Below are 25,889 nucleotides of genomic sequence, written 5' to 3' on the forward strand. Positions count from 1 at the left end.
TTTTTGCATTATGACGAATAAAAGAAAAAAAATGTTGGATATATAAATTTAATCCTTACTTTTGCACCCAATTTTAACAAATAAATTTTTTATTTATGAATCATTATGAAACTGTTTTCATTTTAAATCCCGTTTTATCTGAGGTTCAGGTGAAGGAAACAGTAACGAAATTTGAAGAATTTCTTACTAGTAGAGGAGCTGAAATGGTATCGAAAGAGGATTGGGGTCTTAAAAAAATGGCTTACGAAATCCAAAACAAAAAAAGTGGTTTTTACCATTTATTCGAATTCAAAGTAGCTGGAGAAGTTCTTTTAGCTTTTGAAACTGAATTCAGACGTGATGAAAGAGTTATGCGTTTCTTAACTGTAAGTTTAGATAAACATGCTATTTCATGGGCTGAGAGAAGAAGAGCAAAATTAAAATCTACTAAAGCGTAATTATTATGTCTACAATCGAACAATCTGCAAAAGGAAAAAAAGACGGAGATATCAGATATTTAACGCCTTTAAACATTGAAACTAACAAAACTAAAAAGTATTGCCGTTTCAAAAAATCAGGAATCAAATACATCGATTATAAAGATGCTGATTTCTTATTGAAATTCGTTAATGAGCAAGGAAAAATTCTTCCTCGTCGTTTAACTGGAACTTCATTAAAATACCAAAGAAAAGTTTCTGTAGCTGTAAAAAGAGCTCGTCACTTAGCTTTAATGCCATACGTGGCCGATTTATTAAAATAGTATAAAAAACTCTAGTCGCTGGTTTCTGTTATGCAGAACCTAACTTCTAAAATTTAAGGACAACAACATGGAAATTATTTTAAAACAAGACGTACAAAACTTAGGTTTTAAAGATGATGTAGTATCTGTAAAGCCAGGTTACGGACGTAACTTTTTGATTCCTCAAGGATTCGCTACTTTAGCAACTCCTTCTGCTAAAAAAGTTTTAGCTGAAAACCTAAAACAAAGAGCACACAAAGAAGCTAAAATTGTTGCTGATGCTAAAGCATTAGCTGAAACTTTAAAAGCTCTTGAAATTAAACTTACTGCAAAAGCTGGTGGAGAGAAACTTTTTGGTTCTATCACTAACATCGATATCGCTGAAGCTTTAGAGAAATCTGGAAATGCTATCGATAGAAAATTCATCACTAGCGGTGTTGTAAAACGTTTAGGAAAATACAATGCTACAGTTCGTTTACACAGAGATGTAATCGTTGAGTTAGCTTACGAAATTGTTGCTGAAAAGTAATAGTTTTTAGATCTATATTAAAATCCCGATGCAAATCGGGATTTTTTTTTACAATAAATAAATCAGACTTTAAGTGTTTGTCCATAGTTTGCTTATGGCTTATAGCTTAAAGCTTAAAGCAGAGGGAAATGAAATACGCAAGATTAACTAAAGAGCAGTTTGACGAATTACATGCTGAATTTGCAAGTTTTTTGGCTACACAAGCAATAGATAGGAAAGAATGGGAAGAACTAAAGGTGAATAAACCTGAAGTTGCAGAACAGGAATTAGATGTTTTCTCAGATTTGATTTGGGAAGGTGTATTAGGGAGAGCAGAATATCTGGAGCATTTTTCTAAAAATCATATTTTTTTATTTCATTGTTTTGATACTTATATTAAATCAATTGTTTTGAAAACAGCTTCGCCAGAGGTTGACTTTTTAACTAAAGAAGGACTTCAGTGGCTAAGCGATAATATGTTTACAGATAATATTGAAATGAAAGTAGGAAAGAAGGTATTTACAGATGAAAGAAATTCTTCTATTTTCGAATTGATTAAACAAGGTGCTTTTTTAAGTGATGGGCAATTGTTTAATCAAATCAATACTATTATAGAATCTTAAGTTAAATTTTTTAATTTTTAGGAGAGCAGGCAATAAGTGTATAAATGCCTGCTTTTTTTTTGTTTTTTAACTTTTGTTTAATCTTTTTGGTATTTTTTGCCCCGTATTTCTACGCGAATTTTTAGAATCCTTCAACGTTTTTGTAAATTATAGTTTTGTAAAACAGTTTTGCTGTATTTGGTCTTAATTGCGGATAATTTTATCGATGTTTTTATTTTTAATGTAAGATAATTCTTTATTTAAATCGTTTTAACATATTTTGTCTAAGATTTTGTTTAAGTTTAAAATTGCAATACAATTATGTTAAAAGTAGCGATTTTACTGATGTTTTCGTGCGCTGTTAATTTTTGATTTAAAGATTTAAGATTAAATTATAAGAATTTTAGGCTTGTTTTATGTTTTTGTTTTTTTTAATTTTAGGTAACAAAAGTTAAACAAAGTTTTCTTTTGATTTTTCAAAAACATATTGGTTAAAAAATATACGCCATGTTGTTAAGATTGAAAATTGAAAAATTATACAATAACCTTTATAAGTCTGCGTATGGAATTGACAATTACTTTCTTTATCAAATTTACTTTAATTGTACATTTAGTTTTTAACCTATTTAATTTACTTCATTTCAACGATTTTAATCGTTACCCAATACTTAATTTTTTTTCTAAGGATTTACTTTTTAGTTCGCTGTCTTATGAATACCCCATTCGGAGGTTAACTTATAAGGAGTATTAATTTTATTGATATAAAATAGGTTCAAATCGGCTTTTAGGCTTGATAGTTTTAGAAAGAATAATCAACTTTCAATAAATAGAACCAACTTATATAAAAGAATCCCCAATTCTACTTTCAACTAAAGGTTTTCATTATGAAAATTAGACCTGCAACAAATCACTCCGCAGAGAAAACTGACTACAATCGGTATTTCTCAAAAAAGATGGAACTTATTTTATCTCTAGAAGATAGGATCTGTTCTCCGGTATATTTCGGTATGCCGAATTCAACGTAATTTTTTTAAATAAAACAAAGTTTAGAAGCTTATTTATAAGTTGCTATTTTTTGTTTTAACTGTTTCATTTTTAATCGATTGTTTAATTGCGTAGGTGTTTGCACTTACTGCGAGAGGTGTTTTATTGTCCATTTTCTAATCTTCCAAATTATGAAAAAAAAATTTACTTTTTGTAATCTCAATCCTCAAATGAGATTATTAGGACTTTTAACTTTATTTTTGATTTGCACTAATGCATTCTCTCAGACTATTTGTAGACCTGTGTCTCAGACAAATAGTACGGGAGGAGGGCTTTTGTGTTTAGGAGTAGATGTTAATAGTCCCGCCAATGCTTTTGATAGCGCTGGTTTATCCACTTATGCAACCTTAACCAATGGTGTTGCAGTAGCGGGGTGTTTTGCTGAAGAAACAATGACTTTAAACCAAACGGCCCGAGCCGGTGATCAAGTTGCAATATACTTTGGTACAGGTAACGGATTGCTTGATTTAACTTTGTTATCAAATGCAACAGTTCAAGCTAAAAATTCTGGAACCAATGTAGGTTCAAGCGTGGCTTTAAATAGTCCGCTTTTGAATTTGAATTTGCTAAGTGGCAATACTGTTGCTGTTGCAAAATTTCCTATTACAGGTGATACTAACCAAATTCAAATTCAAGTTGGAGGCGGTTTGGTAGCTCTTTTAGCAGCCTTAAGGGTTTACGATGTTAGACTAGAATTTGCACAACCAACTGTATCTGGCGGTTTAGCTCAGACAATTTGTGCTGGAGTTCCCACAACTCTAACTGCGACGCCAGCTGCGGGTACTACGCTCGCATGGTATAGTTCTGAATTTTCGACAACAGCTTTGGCAGTGGGAAATACATACACAACTCCTGCCTTAACTGGAAATACAACATATTATATAGGAATAACAAGAGCTGCAGGTTGCGAAGGAAATGTTCGTGTACCAGTAGTTTTAAATGTTTCTAATCCAGCAATTCCAGCCATTAGCAATGTTGGAACAACAGTTTGTTCAACAGGAGCAACTCAGCAAACAACCTTATCGGTTGTTAATGCTGTTCCAGGAACAACCTACAATTGGTATTCTGGGGCAACAGGTGGTCCTGTTTTGGCTAGTGGTACCACTTATTCTCCAACAGTACCTTTAGGAACAACTTCATTTTTTGTTGAAGCAGCTATTGGTACTTGTGTTAGTAGTCGTACACAGGTAAATATTAGTTCTACAGCAGTTCCAGCTACACCTACAGTTCTCACGCAAAGTGTAACCATACAATCCGGTCAGAATGCCACTTTGAGCGCTACAACTACTGATGTTGGAGCACAATTAAATTGGTACGAAACCGCAACAGGTGGAACAGCGGTTGCAACTAATACACCAACTTTTACAACGCCAATTTTAACTGCTACCAAAACGTACTATGTTGAAGCACAAAGTCCAAATGGAAATTGTGTTAGTGCAACAAGAGTACCAGTTACAGTTACGGTCCAGCCTGCAGCTTTAGGAGGATGTCTTGAGGCAAGCAGTCAGGTAACTACTCAAGTTGGTATCTGTTTATTATGTAGTGCGACTAATTTGAATAATTCCGTTGATGGTAATCCTGCAACTGCTGCAACTTTAAGTGTTCCAGTTGGAGTGGCCGCATCGATACAGCAAACATTGCAATTCACTAATCCAGGTAAAGCTGGTGATGTTGTTGAGGTTGATATGGAATTACCTACAGGTTTAGCAGATCTTTCTTTATTAGGAGCTGTTAGCTTGGCAACTTATAACGGTACCACGTATAATAACGACAGAGTAGCTATAACAAATCCGTTAATTAATTTGCAGTTATTATCTGGAAATCGTTTTAGAGCTACTGTTACTGCGGGAGCTAATTTCGATCGTGTAGAAATTCGATTAGGAGCCTTGGCAACAGTTTTATCTATATTAAATATTTATCAAGCTACATATCGTTATAAAGCACCAACTATTGCTGGAAATACAACTATTTGTAGTGGTACAACGACAACCTTGACTGCTGCACTTGCAGTGGGTGAAACGGTAAACTGGTATAGTGTTGCTACGGGAGGTTCTTCTTTAGCTTCTACAGCTGCATTTACAACACCAGCTTTAACTGCACCCACTACTTATTATGTAGAAGTGACAAGAAATGGTTGTGTAAATAGTGTAAGATATCCAGTTGATATTTTAATTAATAATCCTGTTTTGCCAACAACTGTTACTGCATCTCCTACCACTATTTGCAGCGGACAGGCGACTACATTATCTGTAGATGTTCCAGTTGCGGGTACTGATTATAATTGGTATGATGCAGGTGGAAATTTGGTATTTACAGGTAATTCTTTCACAACTCCTGTATTAACTGTAAATACAGCTTATTCTGTAGAGGCAGCGATCGGAAGTTGTGTTACGTCAACAAGGTTGCCAGTAAATCTGACAGTTAGTCCAATACCAGCAACACCGACTTTTACATCTTCTAATGTAATTATACAGTCAGGTCAGAATGCTACATTGACTATTGCTAATCCAGTTTCTGGAGTAAGATACAATTGGTTTGACGCAGCAACAAATGGAAACTTAGTAGCTACTAATGTTACAACCTTTATAACTCCAGCATTAGCAACTAATACAACTTATTATGTAGAAGCTTCTATTATAGCTACAGATTGTGCTAATACAGCGAGAGGCGCAGTTACAGTAACGGTAATACCAAGTGCAAGCAGCTGTTTACAGGCTAGTTCTCAAACTTTTTCAACTGGTGGTGTATGTGCCTTATGTTCGGTTACTGATGCAAATCAAGCTGCAGACGGTAGTATCACTACTTTTTCACGGCTTAGTGTGCCAGCTGGAGTGGCGGGGTATCTTGAACAACAGCTAATTTTTACAAATCCAGGCTTGGCAGGAGACATTATAGACGTTGATTTAGAAATTCCAGGGGGAGTTTTAGATATAAGTGTATTCTCTAATGTTACTCTTGAAACTTTTAACGGACTTGCTTCTAATAATGACAGAACAGCAATAAACGGCGGTTTATTAAATATTCAGTTATTGTCTGGAAATAAATTTAAAGCTAGTTTTATTGCAACAGCCCCATTTGATCGTATAGCAGTACGATTAGGAGGTGTTACTTTATTGAGTAATTTATATATTTATCAGGCAGCTTATAGATATTCAAATGCTACAATTACTGGGGCTTCGGCACCGATTTGTGAAGGGCAAACAGCTACTTTATCTGCAACTTCAGCAGGAGGAGAAACTTTCGTATGGTATGATTCTCCAACTTTAGGAAATGTTGTAAGTGTAGCTCCTACAGCTGCCTTGACGACTACAACAACATACTACTTAGAAGCAACACGTGCAGGTTGTGTTAATAGCTTGCGCCAAGCAGTTACAGTAAATGTTTTACCAATTCCAACTGCAGCAAATATCACAATAGCAAGTCCAATTGAAGCGACTTGTGCAGGAACAGCCGTTTTGGCTCCTTCTTCTGATATTCCAGGTGTTCAGTTTAGATATTATAAAGATCAAAATAAAGCTGTAGAAATTACTGATGGAAGTGTTGAGGGAACTGCATCATTTGCAATAGATGCTAATGGCGTTCTTACTATTTCTGGTTTAGCTGGTGTAGGTCCTTTTAATTATTATATATCCGCTTTAAATGGCGCTACTTGCGAAAATGTGAACGGAGATTTAAAACAAGTAACAGTTACTTTACCTTCTATCACACCTTTACCAACTATCTTGACAACATTACAAGCTTGTGGAAGTGCGAATTTAAGAAACGCGATCACAAATTTTGATTCGTCAACGACTTATACTTTCTATAATTCTTCAAATACCGTAATAACTGCTGACGAAGCGGCTAATATTACAGCAAGTGGTACTTATTATATAGAAGCACAAAGTGCAACAAGTACTTGTCCGTCAGCTAGACAATCTGTAACAGTTTCAATTGATGTATTGCCTACTTTGACAGTAACTACTCCGCAAGAATCTGTAGGAGTTGGACAAGATGTTCAGTTAGTAGCGACTTCTACAGGAACTATTACGTGGTTTAATCAGCAAGGAGTTGCAATTGCAGGACCTCCATTTACAACAGGTCCATTAAATACACCAGGGGTTTATACCTACACAGCTGTTGCAACTAATGGGGCTTGTTCTATAACTGCAACTAAGATTATCAATGTTATAGATCTTACGAGCTGCCAAAACTTAACAGAACGTGTTTATGCATCAGCGGAAAGTGAAGGTTCTATAATCTTGGGAGGAGTTTTGGATAATGCAAATGCAGTCGATGGAAATCCTCAGACATTCTCAACAATTGCTACCGTTGCAGGTATTTTAGGCGTTGGAACAACGTGGCAAAATTTAACTTGGCCTGCTAATATTGCTAAAGGTACTCCAGTGACAGTTAAATTAGGTTCTGAATATAGCGTATTGGGTGTTGGTCAGAATTTATCAGTAGTAGGTACAAAAAATGGAGTTCTTATTGGTACAGGTCAACCAGTATCAGGATCACTGTTAAATTTGCTTTCAGGTGAAAATACTTATGAATTTACTTTTGTTCCTTCAGATGCATCAGGTCCACAGGATTATGATGGTATTCGTATTGTGTCTTCTTCAATTTTAAGTGTAGCTCAAAATACAAAAGTATTTGATGCTTATTATAAAAAACCGGTAACTACAGTAAATTGTACAGCAGGAGATATTCAAGATATTTTTTATGGAGCTACAGATATAAATCTACCTGTTGGTGCAGCAACTGCTTTGATAGGGGTAAGTGATGCGTGGAATGTTGCTGATAAAGATGTGAGTACTTTTGCTACAATGTATAGTGGAGTTGGAGTTGCGGCAGCTGCAGATTTGACAGTACAATTTAAAACGCCTTCTGTTGTAAGCGATACATTAAGAATTGTGGTTTCTAAACCAGGTTCTCTTTTAACGGTTAATTTGCTTACAGGATTTTCAATTCAGCGTTATTTAGGAAATGTGGCAGTTGGTGCTCCAATCCAAAATACGAGTCAATTGTTAAGTCTAAAATTATTGCCAGGAAATTCTTTGGCAATGGTATTGGTGTCTTCTCCAACAGAAATTTACGATAGAGTTAGAATTCGTTTAGGAGGTGTTGCAGGAGTATTAGATTTCTTAAGAGTTCATACTGTAGAAAGAACCGCTAATACAACGGTAATTGGAGCCAATCCGCAGAATAAAATTACGGTCTGTCCGGGAACCGAAATAGAACTCCAAATACCTGAAGTAGCTTGTTCAACCTATTTCTGGTACGATGCCGAAACTGGAGGAAATCAAGTAGGAAGCGGAACAACTTTTACCGTTCCAGCAGACCTCACAGCAGGTACTTATAAATATTATGTACAGCCAGTACGTTATGGCTGTCAAGATTATGCAAGAGGAGAAGTGACTGTTGAAGTAAAAGCTTCTGCTCCAGTAAATGCTTTAACAGATATTACGTTAAACGGAGGGACTGCAACTTCAGTTTGTTCAGCTTCAGGAACTGTAACTTTGGCAACAACTTTAAGCGGAACACCAGTTTTAACAAATCCTGTTTATCACTGGTATCGTTTTGACGGAGCAACAAGTCAGTTAGTTGCAGGTGAAACAGCAAGTCAGTTAGTTGTAACTGGATTGGCTCCGGGAACTTATACATATTATGTTGGAGTAAGTTCTGATGAATTGTGTGAAACTGCAGCAGCAGATAGAAAACAAATCACATTCACGATTTTACCTCCTTCAGCAGTAAATGATATTTTAGTAGATGATGTTACGGTTTGCCCTGGTACACCAGCATCATTAACTCCGACCGCACCAGCATTGACAAGTCCAGTATTTACTTGGTACTTAGATGCTAATAGAACACAGCCAATTACAAACGGAGCTGTAATAGCAGGAGTAACGTATGCAATAGATGCTGCAGGTGTTTTAACCGCTACAGGTTTAACAAAAGCAGTAAGTCCGAAAACATATTATGTTGCTGTTTCGAGCACTAATACTTGCGAGAATTTAGCAGGAACATTACAAGATGCGGTAATTATTGTTAGCGATCCAAATACGCCAACCACAACAGACAGTACTCAAAATTTCTGTTTATCTGCTGCGCCAACAGTTGCTAACATTCAAGTAAACGAAAGCAATGTAATTTGGTATGATGCGGCAGTAGGAGGAAATGTAATTGCTTCAACGACTCCGTTAGTAAGTAGAATTTACTATGGAGCGGCTACAGATGCACTTACAAGCTGTGAAAGTTCAGTAAGATTGGAAGTAACAGTAAATGTAAATGATCCTGGTACTCCGACTTTGGTAACAGCAGGAACACAAAACTTCTGTAAAGAAGATCTTCCTACATTTGCAAGCATTCAGACTAATCCAGCTACTGTTGTTTGGTACGATGCAGCAACAGCAGGAAATGTAATAGCTCAGACTACAGCTTTAACAACAGGACAGTATTTTGCAGCAATTTCAGACCCAACTACAGGTTGTGAAAGCGCTACAAGATTGCCAGTTGATGTAATTGTAAGCGATCCTGGAACTCCGACTTTGGTAACAGCAGGAACACAGACTTTCTGTAAAGAAGATCTTCCAACATTTGCAAGCATTCAAACAAATCCAGCTAATGTGGTTTGGTACGATGTGGCAACGGGAGGAAATCTAATTGCATCAACAACAGCTTTAACAAGCGGACAGTATTTTGCAGCAATTTCAGACCCAACAACAGGTTGCGAAAGCGCTGACAGATTAATAGTTGATGTAATTGTAAACGATCCGGGAACTCCGACTCTGGTAACAGCAGGAACACAGACTTTCTGTAAAGAAGATCTTCCAACATTTGCAAGCATTCAGGCAAATCCAGCTAATGTGGTTTGGTACGATGCAGCAATAGGAGGAAATGTAATTGCAGCAACAGCAGCTTTAACAAGCGGACAGTATTTTGCAGCAATTTCAGACCCAACAACAGGTTGCGAAAGCGCTGACAGATTAACAGTTGATGTTATTGTAAACGATCCTGGAACTCCAACTTTGGTAACAGTAGGAACACAAACTTTCTGTAAAGATGATCTTCCAACATTTGCAAGCATTCAGACCAATGAAACCAATATTGTTTGGTATACAGCTGCGACAGGCGGAACAGTAATAGCTCCGACAACAGTTTTAACAACAGGACAGTATTTCGCAGCAATTTCAGAGCCAACTACAGGTTGCGAAAGCGCTGATAGATTAACAGTTGATGTAATTGTAAACGATCTGGGAACACCGACTTTAGTAACAGCAGGAACGCAAACTTTCTGTAAAGAAGATCTTCCAACATTTGCAAGCATTCAGACTAATCCAGCTAATGTGGTTTGGTACACAGCTGCGACAGGCGGAACAGTAATAGCTCCGACAACAGCTCTAACAAGCGGACAGTATTTTGCAGCAATTTCAGACCCAACAACAGGTTGCGAAAGCGCTGACAGATTAATAGTTGATGTAATTGTAAACGATCCGGGAACTCCGACTCTGGTAACAGCAGGAACACAAACTTTCTGTAAAGAAGATCTTCCAACATTTGCAAGCATTCAGGCAAATCCAGCTAATGTGGTTTGGTACGATGCAGCAATAGGAGGAAATGTAATTGCAGCAACAGCAGCTTTAACAAGCGGACAGTATTTTGCAGCAATTTCAGACCCAACAACAGGTTGCGAAAGCGCTGACAGATTAACAGTTGATGTTATTGTAAATGATCCTGGAACTCCAACTTTGGTAACAGCAGGAACACAAACTTTCTGTAAAGATGATCTTCCAACATTTGCAAGCATTCAGACCAATGAAACCAATATTGTTTGGTATACAGCTGCGACAGGCGGAACAGTAATAGCTCCGACAACAGTTTTAACAACAGGACAGTATTTCGCAGCAATTTCAGAGCCAACTACAGGTTGCGAAAGCGCTGATAGATTAACAGTTGATGTAATTGTAAACGATCCGGGAACACCGACTTTAGTAACAGCAGGAACGCAAACTTTCTGTAAAGAAGATCTTCCAACATTTGCAAGCATTCAGACTAATCCAGCTAATGTGGTTTGGTACACAGCTGCGACAGGCGGAACAGTAATAGCTCCGACAACAGCTCTAACAAGCGGACAGTATTTTGCAGCAATTTCAGACCCAACAACAGGTTGTGAAAGCGCTGACAGATTAACAGTTGATGTAATTGTAAACGATCCGGGAACTCCGACTCTGGTAACAGCGGGAACGCAAAATTTCTGTAAAGCAAACCTTCCAACATTTGCAAGTATTCAGACTAATCCAGCTAATTTGGTTTGGTACGATGAAGCAACAGGAGGAAATGTAATTGCTTCTGCAACAGCTTTAACAAGCGGACAGTATTTTGCAGCAATTTCAGACCCAACGACAGGTTGCGAAAGTGCTGATAGATTAACAGTTGATGTAATTGTAAACGATCCTGGAACTCCAACTTTGGTAACAGCAGGAACACAAAACTTCTGTTTGGTAAATGCGCCTACTTTTGCAAGCGTTCAGTTTAATGAAGCAAATATTGTTTGGTACACAACTATAACAGGCGGAACATTGATTGCATCAACAACAGCTTTAACTAGCGGTACATACTATGCAGCTATCAAAGACCCAGCAACAGGATGTGAAAGCGCAGATAGAGCTGAGGTAGTTATTAATGTAACAGATCCAGTAACGCCAACAACGAATGCTACAACACAGACTTTCTGTACAGGAACAAATCCAACTGTTGCTAATATTCAAGTGAATGAAAGCAATGTAGTTTGGTATACAACTCAAACAGGAGGAACTGCATTGGCTCCGACAGCTGCTTTGACAACAACAACTTACTTTGGAGCAATTAAAGATCCAGCAACAGGATGCGAAAGTAGTGTAAGATTACAAGTGGCTGTAACAGTTGGTAATACAATAAATCCAACAACAAACAATGCGGCACAAACTTTCTGCTCTGCAAGTGCGCCAACTGTTGAAAGCATTCAAGTTAACCAAAGCAATGTAACATGGTATACAGCAGCAACAGGAGGAACAGCAATAGCAGCAGGAACACCACTTGTTTCTGGAATTTATTTCGGAAATATAGTTGATCCATCTGGATGTGAAAGCTCAACTCGTTTGCAGGTAACGGTTACAGTGGTTAACCCTAGTGCAACTCCTACTACAGCTAACACAACTCAAAACTTCTGTACTTTAAATTCGCCAACAGTGGCTAATATTCAAGTAAACGAAGCAAATGTTGTTTGGTACAGTACAGCTACAGGAGGAACAGCAATTCCGCCAACAACAGCGCTTACAACAGGTACTTATTATGGTGCAGTTTCAAGTGTTATTGGCTGCGAGAATCCAAATAGATTAGCAGTTGTGGTAAATGTAAATTCACCAAGTGTAATTACAACGCCAAGAACTACACAGACATTCTGTTTATCTGCTTTGCCAACATTGGCTAATATTTTGGTAAATGAAACAAATGTTGTTTGGTATGCATCTGCAACTGGCGGAACACCATTAGCAAACAATACTCCGCTTACCGCAACAACTTACTATGCAGGGTCATTGGCCAATACGTTTAATGGTTGTGATAACGGACCAAGATTAGGTATTACAATTGCGTTCGAAAACGATGCGGCAGTTCAAATTGCATCAACAGATGATACGCCATGTGTATTCAAAGGTGTAACGTATTCAATTGCAAATGGTAAATCTAATTATGTTTGGACGATTAACGGAGGTACAATTGTTTCTGGTGGAGGTACAAACGACGGTTCAGTAACAGTTTCTTGGTCAGATATTGGTCCAGGAAAAGTAACGGTAGCTTATGTAAATAATTGTGACGAAAGAACAATTAAAACATTAGATGTTAGTGTTACAAGTTGTTCAGATTTAACGATTACACATACTGTAGACAATCCAACACCGAATTTTGGAGATCAAGTAACGTTTACCATTACCGTAAACAATGTAGGTGAAGGCGATTTCATAAATACGATTGTTAGTGATTTACTTCCAAGCGGTTTACAGTTAGTAAGTTCTTCAGCAACAGCAGGAACATACGATCCAGCAACACAGGTTTGGACAATACCAACATTAAATGCGGGTCAGAGCGTAGTATTGACAGTTGTAGCAGAAGTGTTGCCAAACGGTAACTACACAGCTGTAGCAGCGGTAGAAATTTCTACTCCTTTAGATGTTGATGCATCAAACAATTCAGCTTCAGTGACATTAGTGCCAATCTGTTTAACTGTTTACAATGAGTTTACTCCAAATAATGATGGTAAAAACGACTTGTTCAGAATAGACTGTATTGAGTCGTATCCAAACAACGAGTTGAGAGTGTTTAACAGATATGGAGCATTAGTGTATAGTAAAGCACATTATGAAAATGATTGGAACGGAACAGCAAATGTATCCGGAGTTGTTAATAGAGGAGATATGCTGCCAACAGGTACTTATTTTTATGTGATAACCATTGGAGATGGAACGGTTAAAAAAGGCTGGTTGTCTATTATGAGATAATCCACTTCTATTAATCTAATTAATTAAACTAAATAAGTATCGTTATGAAACTATATATAAAATCATTAGAAACGTATTTTATTTTAATATGTTCTTTAATCACGGTTTGTGCTTCGGCACAACAAGATCCCGAATATACGCAGTATATGTATAATACTATGGCGGTAAATCCAGCGTATGCTGGATCTACCGGAACCATAGAGGCAGCACTTTTATATCGTTCTCAATGGGTCGGCATGCCTGGCGCTCCAGAAACACAATCTTTCTCTATTCATTCTCCTCTTAGAAATGAAAAACTGGGATTAGGTTTAAGCGTTGTAAATGACAAAATCGGACCTTCAAATGAATTGTACCTTGATGGAAACTTCTCTTATTCAATAGCTCTAGGCTACGAACAAAGATTAGCTTTTGGGGTAAAAGCAGGTACAAGGATGTTAAACATTGATTGGTCTAAAGGAAGATACTACGATGATGACGATGTTTTGTTGAATCAGAATATCAATAATCAAATGAAATTAGCAGTAGGAGCAGGTATTTATTACTATACCGAAAAATTTTACGTAGGGCTATCTGTTCCGAGCTTTATTCAGAATGATTATTATGATGATGTTCGTGAATCCATAGATTATGATCGTATGCATTACTATTTAATGGGAGGTTACGTTTTCGATTTGAATCCGAATTTGAAGTTTAAACCAGCATTTTTAGTAAAGGCAGTAAGTGGTGCACCAATTACTGCTGATATATCGGCAAATTTCATGATTCAGGAAAAGTTTGTTATAGGAGGAGCATATCGAACAGATGATTCGATAAGTATATTGGCAGGTTTTCAAATTTCACCAAGTTTCTTTCTTGGATACGCATTTGATTACACTGTAAGCGAATTGAATAAATACAACGATGGTTCTCACGAATTTATCCTTCGTTATCAATTTGTGAAAAACCAAAGCAAAATTAAATCTCCTCGATTCTTCTAAAACCAAAACTTATGAGAAAGCTATATATCCTATGTTTAATTTTGAGCGTTACGTTTAGTTTCGCTCAAAAAACTAATCTAAAGAAAGCCGATGCGTTGTTTCGAAACTTTTCTTATGCAGATGCTTCAAAAGCTTACGAAGAAATTTTGCAAAACATAAAAGATCCATCAGCTCAGACTTTGAAAAATGCAGCAGATTCGTACTATTTTATTTCTGATTCTAGAAATGCACTAAAATGGTACAAAAAGCTGTATGAAGTTCAAGGAAACAACCTTACGGATATTTACTATCTGCGTTACATTCAATCCATGAAAGCCGTTATGGATTATGATGACGCAGATAAAATCACTAAAGAGTATCTAGATAAAAAAGGTGATAAGGCAGAAATTAACCGATATGTCGCCCAAAAGAAATATATGGACAGCGTTGCAAAAGCAAAGCCTCTTTACACCATTAAAAATTTAGATATCAATACCAGTAAATCAGATTTTGGAGCTACATTTTTTAAAGACAATGTGGTATTTACATCAGCTCGTGATACAACGAAGTTTAGTGAAAAATTGTATACTTGGAACAATCAGCCTTTTCTTAATCTGTACATCGCAGAAAGAAATCCAGCAGACGGCAGTTTGTTCAATGAAACCGTTTTTCTTCCTAATGTAATGACAAAATATCATGAAGCAACGGCTAGTTTTGATAGTCAAGGACAGACAATTTATTATTCGACTAATATCGTAAAAAAAAATAAATTGGTTATTGATGATGCAAAAGTTAATAACTTTCAGATTGTTAAGGGATCGATTGTCAATAACAAATTAGAAAATCCACAGAAAGTATTTTTTGATAGCGATGATTACTCTGTTGGGCATCCATCATTAAGCGAAGACGGACAATTGCTTTTCTTTGCTTCGGACATGCCAGGAGGTCAAGGTGAAACAGATTTGTACATGGTGAAAATTGCAGGAGACGGAACGATGAGTTCTCCACAAAATCTAGGACCAAATATTAATACCATTGGTAACGAAGTGTTTCCGTTTTACCAAAATGGAGTTTTATACTTTTCTTCTGATGGACATTACGGTTGGGGAGATTTAGATGTTTACGAAAGCAAACTTTTGCCAGATGGAACTTTTTCTACACCAAGAAATCTTGGAGCGCCAATCAATAGTAACAAAGACGATTTCTCTTTTATAATTGATAAGACAGATGTTTACGGCTATTTTTCTTCAAACAGAGCTGGAGGAAAAGGTGATGATGATATTTATTCTTTTGTAAAAGGAAAACCAGTCTGTAACCAAAGCATTTCTGGAATGGCAATCGATCATAAAACGAAAAAACCTTTGACCGACGTGACCATAATGGCGTATAACTCTTTTAGTGAAATTTTAGGAGAAACTAAAACAAATTTCGACGGGAAATATGCTATTGAAGTTCCTTGCAATAAAACAGTGAAGATGATTGCCGCAAAACCGAATTACAGTAGTGACGACAAAACGGTCGAAACAACGGACATAAATGGTGGCGAAATAAAAGATGTAAATTTTGAATTAAGCAATTATGATGATTTGGTAGTTAAAAAACAAGGAGTCGAGAAAGTCGATGTAAACCCGATTTATTTTGATTATGATAAGTATGATATTACACCAAAAGCTATTGAAGAATTGTCTAAAGTTGTTTTTATTATGCAGAAATTTCCAAAAATTAAAATCAAAATTGAATCGCATACAGATTCACGCGGAAAAGATTCGTACAACCTCAAACTATCAGATAATAGAGCAAAATCAACTCGAGATTATATTCTTTCTCAAGGTATAGATGCTTCTAGAATTGAGAGTGCAATTGGGTACGGAGAAACGCGATTAATTAATAGATGTAAAAATGGTGTAAAATGTTCTGAAGAAGAGCATCTGCTAAATAGACGTTCTGATTTTATCATTATTCAAAAATAATTTTATATTTGCACTGTAAAGTATTGATTTTCAGTTTAAAATATAAAACGTCGAAACCATTTGGAAGTTGGTTTTTTTAATTCTTTTTTAAGAATAATGGACAAGGAGAAAATCAGGCTGCATGACTTTGCAGTCTGATTTTTGATTTTTTAAAACTTTAATTTTTTCTGCATTGGAACAAAAATAAATTCTAATTTTGATATTCAGTTTTTCATTATTATAATCTGCAATATTTTACTATTTTATGAGCATTCAAGAGACCATTCAAGCATTACGAAATGAACTTAATCAGCACAACTATAATTATTATGTGTTAGACAATGCTACAATTTCAGATTATGATTTTGATATCAAGCTAAAAGAGCTTCAAGATCTTGAAAACAAAAATCCTGAGTTTTTTGACGAAAACTCGCCAACTCAGCGAGTAGGAGGAACCGTTACCAAAAACTTCAAAACAATTGCGCACCAATACAGAATGTATTCTTTGGATAATTCCTATTCTAAGGAAGATCTTTTAGATTGGGAAAACCGTATTCAGAAGGTTTTAGGAAATGTAAACCTGCAATATACGTGCGAATTAAAATACGATGGTGCATCAATAAGTATTACGTACGAAAACGGGAAGCTAGTCCAAGCCTTAACGCGAGGAGATGGTTTTCAAGGAGATGAGGTTACGAGCAACATAAAAACTATAAAATCGGTTCCTTTACATTTAAAAGGAGATTATCCTGATAAGTTTGATATTCGCGGCGAAATAATTCTTCCGTTTGCTGGTTTTGAAAAAATGAATCAGGAACTAATAGAAATTGGTGAAACGCCTTATTCAAACCCTAGAAATACCGCATCGGGAAGTTTAAAATTGCAAGACAGTGCTGAGGTTGCCAAACGTCCGTTGGAGTGTCTGCTATATTTTGTAACAGGAAACAATCTGCCTTTTAAAACACAATACGAAGGTTTAGAATCGGCAAGAAGCTGGGGATTCAAAGTTCCGAAAGAAGCAAAATTAGCCAATAGCATGAGTGAAGTTTTCGATTTTATTGATTATTGGGATTTACACCGTCATAACTTGCCTTATGAAACCGATGGAGTTGTTGTAAAAGTAAACAGCATTCAGCATCAGGAAGAATTAGGTTATACGGCAAAATCGCCTCGTTGGGCAATTGCATATAAGTTTAAAGCAGAACAAGTTTCAACTGTACTAAAATCAATTTCATATCAAGTTGGAAGAACGGGAGCGATAACTCCTGTTGCCAATTTAGAACCTGTACAGTTGGCAGGAACTATTGTAAAAAGAGCTTCTCTTCATAATGCTGATCAAATTGAAAAATTAGATATCAGAATAAACGATACTGTTTTTGTTGAAAAAGGAGGAGAGATTATCCCAAAGATCATCGCAGTAGATTTAGACAAGCGTCCAGAAAATTCAGAAAAAACAAATTATATTGCTTATTGTCCAGAGTGTCATACCGAATTGGTGCGAAATGTTGGAGAAGCCAATCATTACTGCCCTAATTTTTATGGATGTCCTCCGCAAATTATTGGTAGAGTACAGCATTATATTTCGAGAAAAGCAATGGATATTGAGGGGCTTGGAGGGGAAACAGTGGCGCTGCTTTTCAAAAATGATTTAGTGCATAATTATGCCGATTTGTATGAATTGAAAGTAGAAGACATTCTGCATTTAGAAAGAATGGCTCAAAAATCTGCTGAAAACTTAGTTAATGGCGTTCAGAAATCAAAAGAGATTCCGTTTGAAAGCGTATTGTTTGCATTAGGAATTCGTTTTGTTGGAGAAACCGTTGCCAAAAAATTGGCAAAACATTATAAAAATATAGATGCTTTGGCTCAAGCCTCTTTAATGGATTTGGTTTTGGTTGATGAAATTGGAGAAAGAATTGCCAAAAGTGTTATTGAATTCTTCGACAATGAAGAGAACAGAAAAATTATTGAACGTTTAAAAAGTTATGGAATTCAATTTGAAATTGAAGAGAAAATAAACCCAAATGCTACTGATAAATTTGTTGGAAAAACTTTTGTGGTTTCTGGCGTCTTTAGTCAATTTTCTAGAGACGAATTAAAGAAAGCCATTGAAGATAACGGAGGAAAAGTAGGAAGCTCAATTTCTGCAAAAACAGATTTTGTAGTAGCGGGAGATAATATGGGGCCAGCAAAACTAGAAAAAGCAACTAAGCTAAACATCACTATATTATCTGAAGAGGATTTTATAAACAAATTAAATGAAGCCTAATAAACCATCATTAATTTTGTTCTTTTTTGCCTTGTTGTGTACCATCATTTTTGATTGCACAGAACAAGATGTTTTTGCGACTTATGCAAAGGCGATTGTTCTCCCGGCTATTTTTATTTATTACTTAATTAGTAGTGAGTTCGAAATCAGAAAAACAGAAGGCTTAATTTTTTTCTTCTGTTTTGTCGGACAAGTTTATGATTTAATGGATGTTGAAAGCTCCGAAATAGGAGGAGTTTTCAGTTTCCTGATTGTCTATAGTTTAATCGTGATCATATTTATTCGGGAACATGATAGAATCAGATTAACCAGACGCGATATTCTGCCTATTTCTATTGTAGTGGTTTTTATTGTCTATTTGTTAATCTCTGTTTTGAGTCTTCAGCTAGACAGCATGAGAAAATTTATAGTGCTTTACACCGTATACGGAATAATTTTGAGTATACTAAGTTATTTCTGTTTTGTAAGCTACATCACAAAAGGAACGCATGTAGCATTGCTCATGTCACTCATGGCAATAAGCTATATTTTCTCTGATATCTTTTATATTTTTAATGAATATTTCTCGTATTCGATTGTTCTAGTTTTAATACGAGATACAACTCAAATTCTAGCTTATTTCTTTATGGTAGAATACTTTTTAGAAAAAGCTAGAATTCAAAAAAAGGTTATACAACAATAGTTGTGCTTTGGTTGGTATGTGCCTTGTCTTTATCGAAATAGAAATCGATGCGGCCTAAATTAATTCCGTAACATCCAACTTGATTTACTAGCACATCTTTACCAGCTTTGTTCTTCACCACTGTTGGTTTGTCCAAGAAAGTATGTGTATGGCCTCCAATAATTAAGTCAATATCCTGCGTTTGCTCCGCAAAAGTCAAATCACTAATTTTTGTTGGTTCATCTTTGTATTTATAACCTAAATGCGAAAGGCAAATTACTAAATCGCATTTTTCTTGTTTTTTCAAAAGCTGTGTCATGTCTTGAGCAACTTCAACCGGATTATTGTAAACCGTTTCTAAGTATAGTTTTTTATCAACTAAACCTTGCAACTCAATTCCAACTCCAAAAACACCAACTTTAATTCCGTTTTTATTAAAGATTTTGTACGGTTTCACATGACCGTCCATAACTGTGTTTTTAAAATCATAGTTAGAGTTGATAAAATCGAAAGTGGCGTGCGGAAGCTGTGCATACAATCCGTCAAGACCATTGTCGAAATCATGATTTCCAATTGTAGAAGCATCGTATTTCATCATGCTCATCAATTTGAATTCCAATTCTCCTCCATAATAATTGAAATATGGCGTTCCCTGAAAAATATCCCCTGCATCCAATAAAAGGACATTCGGGTTTTCTCTACGGATAGTTTCAATCAATGTTGCGCGACGAGAAACGCCACCTTTGTTAGGATTACGCGGATCATCAGCAGGAAAAGGATCAATGTGGCTGTGCACATCGTTAGTATGTAGAATCGTTAAATGCTTAATATCGTTACTTTCAAAACTGCTCAGAGACAATCCTAAACTTAATAGGGCAGTACTCGCAGCTGTTTTTTCGATAAACTCTCTTCTTTTCATTTTGTATATTTTTTGCAGAAATGCTTTGCTTGTTTTTTATAATTTTTATTCCTCTGTGATTCTGATATTTTTAGGAGCCACAACAGTGTCTACTTCTTTAAAATAATCAATCAGTACATCTCTAAGTTTGTAGTTTAAGTCAAACTTCTGAGTGCTTTTTGCAAAGAAAGTCATGCTGTCTCCACCATTTGCCAAGTAATCGTTTGTGGCAACATAGTACGTTTTGTTTAGATCAAGCGGTTTGCCTTGCACCATAATGTTTTTTGCTTTATTGTCTTTTGTAATTGTAAAAGTCATTCCAGACAATGGTTGAGGTTTTTTCTCCTTAATAATATAAGCAGCAATTTCTGAGATTTGCTCACCTTTTAGAGCCATAACAACCAAGCTATTTTCAAAAGGCATAATTTCAAAGGCAGATCTTGTTGTAACATTTCCTTTTGGAAGAATAGCACGAATACCGCCATGGTTTAAAAGACATAAATCAATATCTTTCTTTTCGCGAGCGTTAAAAACAATGTTTCCTCTTAGTACGCAAACATCAGCCATTAAACTTCCAATGCCGGTTTGCCATTTGCCTGTACTTTTGTCAAGAGTTTCAGGACAATAAGCCAATACATTGTCCAAATCTTTGTTAATGTGATCGCGATAAGGCTTAATAAAATTTTCAATTTCAGGAGTTTCCGCAGCTTTTTCGTTAACTGGAAGTTGTTTTCCTTCAATTTTTGTTAAATTGTAGTTGTTCTTACTACAAGAAGAGATTGAAAAAAGTGTTAAGAATATAACAAAAAGTTTTAAAAATCCGTTATACTTTTTTAGTTTTACCATTTTAAATGCAACTTAAATAATTAATTTTGTAATCTGGTAAAAGTACTATGTTTTTGAATTATATAAAGGAGTTTTTTGTAAAAAAATCATTAAATGTTAATTTAAATAATAAAAAAAGCGAAGTATTTGCTAAAAAGATTCAAACGATTGGTTTATTGATAGATGAGAGCAATTTTGAACATTCAGAAGCATTAATAAAGGAGTTAGCGCTCCACGGAATTGCTTTAGAAAACATAAAAGTTCTTGCATACAGAGAAAAATTCAAGGAAAAAGAAACCTATTCTCGTCCAACTTTTGCTAAAAAACACATCAATTGGAACGGGGAAATTACAGAAGGTTTCTTGAGTGAATTTGTAAATTCAGAATTTGATCTTTTGCTAAGTTATTATGATGTTGAAAATGTCATTTTAAAATTGATCACAAGCAAGTCAAAAGCTAAATTTAAAGTAGGATTTTCTACTGTAGATCAAAGATTGAATCGCTTTATGATTAGTACAGAATTAGGAAACTATAAACTATTCATTTCAGAATTGTTTAGGTATTTAAAAAATATAAAATAAATTAATTAATAATATGCAATCATTAATAGGAACTGGCGTTGCGCTTGTAACACCATTTAAAAAAGATTTTTCAGTTGACATCGAGGCTTTACAGCGAATTGTAAACTTCTCTATAGATGGTGGAGTGGAGTATTTGGTTGTAATGGGAACAACAGCAGAAAATGCAACCCTTACAGCAGATGAGAAAGAGTTGGTTATAAAGACTGTAATCGATGTAAATAAAGGAAGATTGCCTCTAGTGTTAGGAGTTGGAGGTAATAATACTATGCAGATTGTTGAAGAGTTAAAAACAAGAGATTTTACTGCTTTTGAAGCAATATTATCTGTTTCTCCATATTATAATAAACCTACTCAAGAAGGAATTTATCAGCATTTTAAAGCAATTGCTGAAGCTTCTCCAGTTCCTGTAATCCTATATAATGTTCCAGGAAGAACTTCAAGCAATATGCTTCCTTCAACTGTGGTGCGTTTGGCTAACGATTTTAAAAATGTTGTAGCGATTAAAGAAGCTGCTGGAGATATGGCTCAAGCTATGCAGATTATTAAAAATGCTCCAAAAGATTTCTTAGTGATCTCTGGAGACGATATGTTGGCATTGCCAATCGTTTTAGCGGGTGGAGCAGGAGTTATTTCTGTAATTGGACAAGGTTTTCCTAAAGAATTTTCGGAAATGATTCGTTTAGGATTGAATAAAAAAGCAGTTGATGCTTTTAAAACGCACTATTTTTTATCAGACAGTATTGATATGATTTTTGAGCAGGGAAATCCAGCCGGAATCAAACAAATCTTCCAAGCCCTTGGAATTGCTGAAAACACGGTTCGTCTTCCGCTAGTTTCTGTTGACGAATCGCTTGCAACAAGACTAAATGACTTTGTAAAAAACAGCATTAAATAATTGTTAAAGTGTTAGTATTTTAAGATACTAAAAAATTATTTTGCAGTAGCTAAATTAATAACTAAATTTGCCACCGAAACTTCGGTGCGATTTCACTTTGGCATAATTGTCTGAGAGATTGTAATAACAGTAAGAAAATGAAAAAAACACTATTGCTTTTAATTGTTGTAACTCTTTTTTATTCTTGTGGAGAATATCAAAAAGCGTTGAAAAATGAAGATGTTGCAGCAAAATTTGAAATGGCAACAAAAATGTATGATGCCGGTAAGTATACAAAAGCGATTCGTCTTTTTGAACAATTGGCCACTTCTTACAGAGGAAAACCTCAGGCAGAAAAGCTGTTTTACATGTTTTCGCAGTCTTACTATAAAACGAAACAATATTATTTAGCTGGTTATCAGTTTGAAGCATTTGTTTCGGGTTATCCACGAAGTGAAAAAGTACAGGAAGCTGCTTTTTTGGGAGCTTACAGTTATTCTAAATTGTCGCCAGTATATAGCTTAGATCAAGCAGATACTGTAAAGGCATTAGAAAAACTACAAACATTTATTGATAATTATCCAAACTCTGAATATATTCCTCAAGCAAATGAGGCTGTGCAGAAGTTAAATGGTAAATTAGAGAAAAAAGCATTCGAAAACGCGAAAGGATACAATACAATTTCAGATTACAAATCGGCTTTAATCGCTTTTGATAACTTTATTGCTGATTTTCCTGGTACACCTTTTAAAGAAGATGCATTGTTTTATAAATACGATTCAGCATATCAGTTGGCAATTAATAGTATTCCTTCAAAAATGGAAGAACGTTTACATGTTGCGCAAACAGCTTATGCTAATTTGTTAAAGTTTAAAAGCGATACAAAATATAAAAAACAGGCAGAAGAAATGAATGCCAGAGTTGAAACAGATTTACAAAAATTTACTAAATAAAATAAAGTCATGGATTTAAAAAAGACGAATGCTCCTGTAAACACAATAACTTACAATAAAACAGTTATTGAAGAGCCAACAGGAAATGTGTATGAGGCAATTACCATTATGGCTAAAAGAGCAAATCAAATTAATTCAGAGATTAAAAAAGAATTGACTGAAAAATTAGAAGAGTTTGCTACTTACAATGATAGTCTAGAAGAAGTTTTTGAAAATAAAGAACAAATTGAAGTTTCTAAATTTTACGAAAAATTACCAAAACCACACGCTTTAGCTGTTCAAGAATGGTTAGACGGTAAAACTTACCACAGAAGTTCAAACAAATAATAGTACAATGTCAGTTTTAAACGGGAAAAAGATTTTACTAGGAGTTTCTGGTGGAATCGCAGCGTATAAAACAGCCACTTTAGTACGACTTTTTATAAAAGCAGGTGCACATGTCCAAGTGATCATGACACCTGCTTCTAAGGATTTTGTAACTCCACTTACATTATCTACATTATCAAAGAATCCAGTACATTCAAGTTTCTTTAATCAAGACAGTGAAGATGCGGTTTGGAACAATCACGTTGAATTGGGTCTTTGGGCCGATTTAATGCTGGTTGCGCCTGCTACTGCAAATACATTGTCTAAAATGGCAACAGGAAACTGTGATAATCTTTTAATTGCTACTTATTTGTCGGCAAAATGTCCAGTTTATTTTGCACCAGCAATGGACTTGGATATGTACAAACATCCTTCAACTTTATCAAGCTTTGCTGCGCTAAAACAGTTTGGAAATACTATGATTCCTGCTGAAAGCGGAGAATTAGCAAGCGGTTTGTCTGGCGAAGGACGAATGGCTGAACCAGAGAATATCGTCACTTTTTTAGAGGCTGATTTAGAAAGCAAACTACCTTTAAAAGGTAAAAAAATACTAGTAACCGCAGGTCCAACATACGAAGCAATAGATCCTGTACGTTTTATTGGAAATCATTCTTCAGGAAAAATGGGGTTTGATATCGCTAATGAAGCGGCGAGTCTAGGTGCAGAAGTGTTTCTTATTGCTGGTCCAACCCATTTAAAAGCTAAAAACAGTCTGATAAAAGTGGTAGATGTTGTTTCAGCTCAAGAAATGTATGATGCTTGCCATTTGCATTTTAATGAAGTAGATGTGGCGATTGCTGCTGCCGCTGTTGCAGATTATAGGCCTAAATTTGTTGCTAATCAAAAGATTAAGAAGAATACAGACGAGTTTTCGATAGAATTGGAGAAGACAAAAGATATATTGTCTTCTATGGGAGCTATCAAAAAGAAGCAGTTTTTAATCGGGTTTGCATTAGAAACTGAAAATGAAATTGAAAATGCTAAGCTGAAAATTCAGAAAAAAAACTTAGATTTGATTGTTTTAAATTCCTTACAAGATAAAGGTGCAGGTTTTAAAAAAGAAACCAATAAAGTAACGTTTATTGATAAAAATTTTGAAATCGAACCAATGGAATTAAAATCAAAAGAATCTGTTGCGGCTGATATTTTGAATAAAGTTATTCTGCATTTTTTAAAATCATAAAATTTAAAATATACGCCAAAAGCATAATTGGGAAGCCCACTTGTGTTTGTAAAATTAAATATTTAGACGTTATGAATAAGATAGTTACGCTATTGGTATTTTTAAGCTTTGGTTTTGTGCAAGCGCAACAGCTAAATTGTACAGTAACTATTAATACAGAACGTCTAACAAATCCCAATAATCAGGTTTTTAAAACGCTTCAGACTTCTTTAGCTGAATTTATAAACAAAACTGATTGGACGGGATCGGTTTTAAAACAAAACGAAAGAATAAACTGTTCGATGTATATTACTTTATCGTCTAACAGTTCAGATCAATTTACGGGAACAATCCAAGTTCAGTCGTCAAGATTGATTTTTAATTCCACATATTCTTCACCTGTTTTAAATTACAACGACAAAGATTTTAATTTCCGATACACAGAGTATGAGCCATTACTTTTTAATCCGAGTACTTACGAATCAAATTTAGTTTCTGTCATCTCGTTTTATTGTTATGTGATTTTAGGAATGGATGCTGATACTTTTCAAATGGGAGCTGGGAATCCTTATCTTCAAACGGCACAGAACATTGCCAATGTTGCCCAACAAGGTGGTTTTAAAGGTTGGAATCAATCTGATGGACTTCAGAATCGTTATTATTTGATAAATGATATGATTGCGCCAACATATAGTGATTTGCGTCAAACAAGTTATGCATATCATACGGGTTTAGACGCGATGACATTGGATATTAAATCTTCGAAAGAGAAAATAAAAAATGCAATATTACTTATCGGAAAATTGAATTCAGTTAAGCCAAATGCTTTTATTACGAGAGTTTTCTTCGATGCAAAATCAGATGAAATTGTCTCTATTTTTTCAGGTGGACCAAGTATTCCCATTACCGATTTAACCGATGTTTTAAATAAAGTTTCTCCGTTAAACTCTACTAAATGGTCTCAGATTAAATATTAATCTCGTTTTCATTTTTTATCTTCGCT

The 25,889-nt window shown here is 35.3% G+C and carries 17 protein-coding genes; 15 read left to right on the forward strand and 2 right to left on the reverse strand.

Annotated features, from left to right (window positions below; translation table 11 throughout):
• Positions 1-95: 95 nt before the first annotated feature.
• The 9 genes from rpsF to ABTV69_RS14045 all read left to right on the forward strand — a co-directional run bounded on the left by rpsF (position 96) and on the right by ABTV69_RS14045 (position 19,248).
• On the forward strand, positions 96-437 hold the full coding sequence (rpsF, locus tag ABTV69_RS14005) for a 30S ribosomal protein S6 (protein WP_068842999.1): 342 nt from the start codon (positions 96-98) through the stop codon (positions 435-437).
• Positions 438-442: 5 nt separating this feature from the next.
• The gene (gene rpsR / locus ABTV69_RS14010; RefSeq protein ID WP_002987043.1) at positions 443-739 is read left to right on the forward strand and encodes a 30S ribosomal protein S18; all 297 of its coding nucleotides are present in this window, start codon (positions 443-445) and stop codon (positions 737-739) included.
• Positions 740-806: 67 nt separating this feature from the next.
• Complete coding sequence (gene rplI, locus ABTV69_RS14015) at positions 807-1,247, forward strand: 50S ribosomal protein L9 (protein ID WP_202001440.1); 441 nt, start codon at positions 807-809, stop codon at positions 1,245-1,247.
• A 128-nt stretch (positions 1,248-1,375) separates the two neighbouring features.
• Entirely contained in the window at positions 1,376-1,849 is a 474-nt protein-coding gene (locus tag ABTV69_RS14020) for a DUF6495 family protein (protein ID WP_433829743.1), read from the forward strand.
• 1,154 nt (positions 1,850-3,003) lie between these two features.
• Positions 3,004-13,392 (forward strand): gliding motility-associated C-terminal domain-containing protein, encoded by a 10,389-nt coding sequence (locus ABTV69_RS14025; RefSeq protein WP_433829745.1) that lies wholly within the window; start codon positions 3,004-3,006, stop codon positions 13,390-13,392.
• A gap of 44 nt (positions 13,393-13,436) precedes the next feature.
• Complete coding sequence (locus tag ABTV69_RS14030) at positions 13,437-14,369, forward strand: PorP/SprF family type IX secretion system membrane protein (protein WP_433829747.1); 933 nt, start codon at positions 13,437-13,439, stop codon at positions 14,367-14,369.
• A gap of 11 nt (positions 14,370-14,380) precedes the next feature.
• Positions 14,381-16,318 carry an OmpA family protein gene (locus ABTV69_RS14035; RefSeq protein WP_433829749.1) on the forward strand — a complete coding sequence of 646 codons (1,938 nt, stop codon included), beginning with the start codon at positions 14,381-14,383 and terminating at the stop codon, positions 16,316-16,318.
• 244 nt (positions 16,319-16,562) lie between these two features.
• Positions 16,563-18,566, forward strand: coding sequence for an NAD-dependent DNA ligase LigA (ligA, locus tag ABTV69_RS14040; RefSeq protein ID WP_433829751.1), 2,004 nt, complete (start codon positions 16,563-16,565; stop codon positions 18,564-18,566).
• Positions 18,556-19,248: a hypothetical protein gene (locus ABTV69_RS14045; protein WP_433829753.1), complete on the forward strand. Its 693-nt coding sequence runs from the start codon at positions 18,556-18,558 to the stop codon at positions 19,246-19,248. Before ligA ends, ABTV69_RS14045 begins: the two co-directional genes overlap by 11 nt.
• Here the strand turns inward: ABTV69_RS14045 and ABTV69_RS14050 are convergent.
• Together ABTV69_RS14050 and ABTV69_RS14055 are read right to left on the reverse strand one after the other, a co-directional pair.
• Positions 19,235-20,146 carry a bifunctional metallophosphatase/5'-nucleotidase gene (locus tag ABTV69_RS14050; RefSeq protein ID WP_433829755.1) on the reverse strand — a complete coding sequence of 304 codons (912 nt, stop codon included), beginning with the start codon at positions 20,144-20,146 and terminating at the stop codon, positions 19,235-19,237. The two genes, ABTV69_RS14045 and ABTV69_RS14050, sit on opposite strands and share 14 nt — an antisense overlap.
• A gap of 45 nt (positions 20,147-20,191) precedes the next feature.
• On the reverse strand, positions 20,192-20,971 hold the full coding sequence (locus tag ABTV69_RS14055) for a 5'-nucleotidase C-terminal domain-containing protein (RefSeq protein WP_433829757.1): 780 nt from the start codon (positions 20,969-20,971) through the stop codon (positions 20,192-20,194).
• 47 nt (positions 20,972-21,018) lie between these two features.
• Between ABTV69_RS14055 and ABTV69_RS14060 the strand changes: the two genes are divergently transcribed.
• From ABTV69_RS14060 to ABTV69_RS14085, 6 genes are all read left to right on the forward strand, one after another.
• Positions 21,019-21,531, forward strand: coding sequence for a DUF6913 domain-containing protein (locus tag ABTV69_RS14060; RefSeq protein ID WP_433829759.1), 513 nt, complete (start codon positions 21,019-21,021; stop codon positions 21,529-21,531).
• Positions 21,532-21,544: 13 nt separating this feature from the next.
• Positions 21,545-22,426, forward strand: a complete 882-nt coding sequence (dapA, locus tag ABTV69_RS14065; protein WP_433829761.1) for a 4-hydroxy-tetrahydrodipicolinate synthase — start codon at positions 21,545-21,547, stop codon at positions 22,424-22,426.
• 137 nt (positions 22,427-22,563) lie between these two features.
• On the forward strand, positions 22,564-23,358 hold the full coding sequence (locus ABTV69_RS14070) for an outer membrane protein assembly factor BamD (protein WP_433829763.1): 795 nt from the start codon (positions 22,564-22,566) through the stop codon (positions 23,356-23,358).
• Between the two features lie 9 nt (positions 23,359-23,367).
• Positions 23,368-23,685, forward strand: a complete 318-nt coding sequence (locus tag ABTV69_RS14075; protein WP_008463064.1) for a DNA-directed RNA polymerase subunit omega — start codon at positions 23,368-23,370, stop codon at positions 23,683-23,685.
• A gap of 7 nt (positions 23,686-23,692) precedes the next feature.
• On the forward strand, positions 23,693-24,907 hold the full coding sequence (coaBC, locus tag ABTV69_RS14080) for a bifunctional phosphopantothenoylcysteine decarboxylase/phosphopantothenate--cysteine ligase CoaBC (RefSeq protein ID WP_433829765.1): 1,215 nt from the start codon (positions 23,693-23,695) through the stop codon (positions 24,905-24,907).
• Between the two features lie 71 nt (positions 24,908-24,978).
• The gene (locus tag ABTV69_RS14085; RefSeq protein ID WP_433829767.1) at positions 24,979-25,863 is read left to right on the forward strand and encodes a DUF4835 family protein; all 885 of its coding nucleotides are present in this window, start codon (positions 24,979-24,981) and stop codon (positions 25,861-25,863) included.
• Positions 25,864-25,889 lie beyond the last annotated feature (26 nt).

Source organism: Flavobacterium anhuiense (assembly GCF_050990855.1).
GTDB classification, from domain to species: Bacteria; Bacteroidota; Bacteroidia; order Flavobacteriales; family Flavobacteriaceae; genus Flavobacterium; species Flavobacterium anhuiense_C.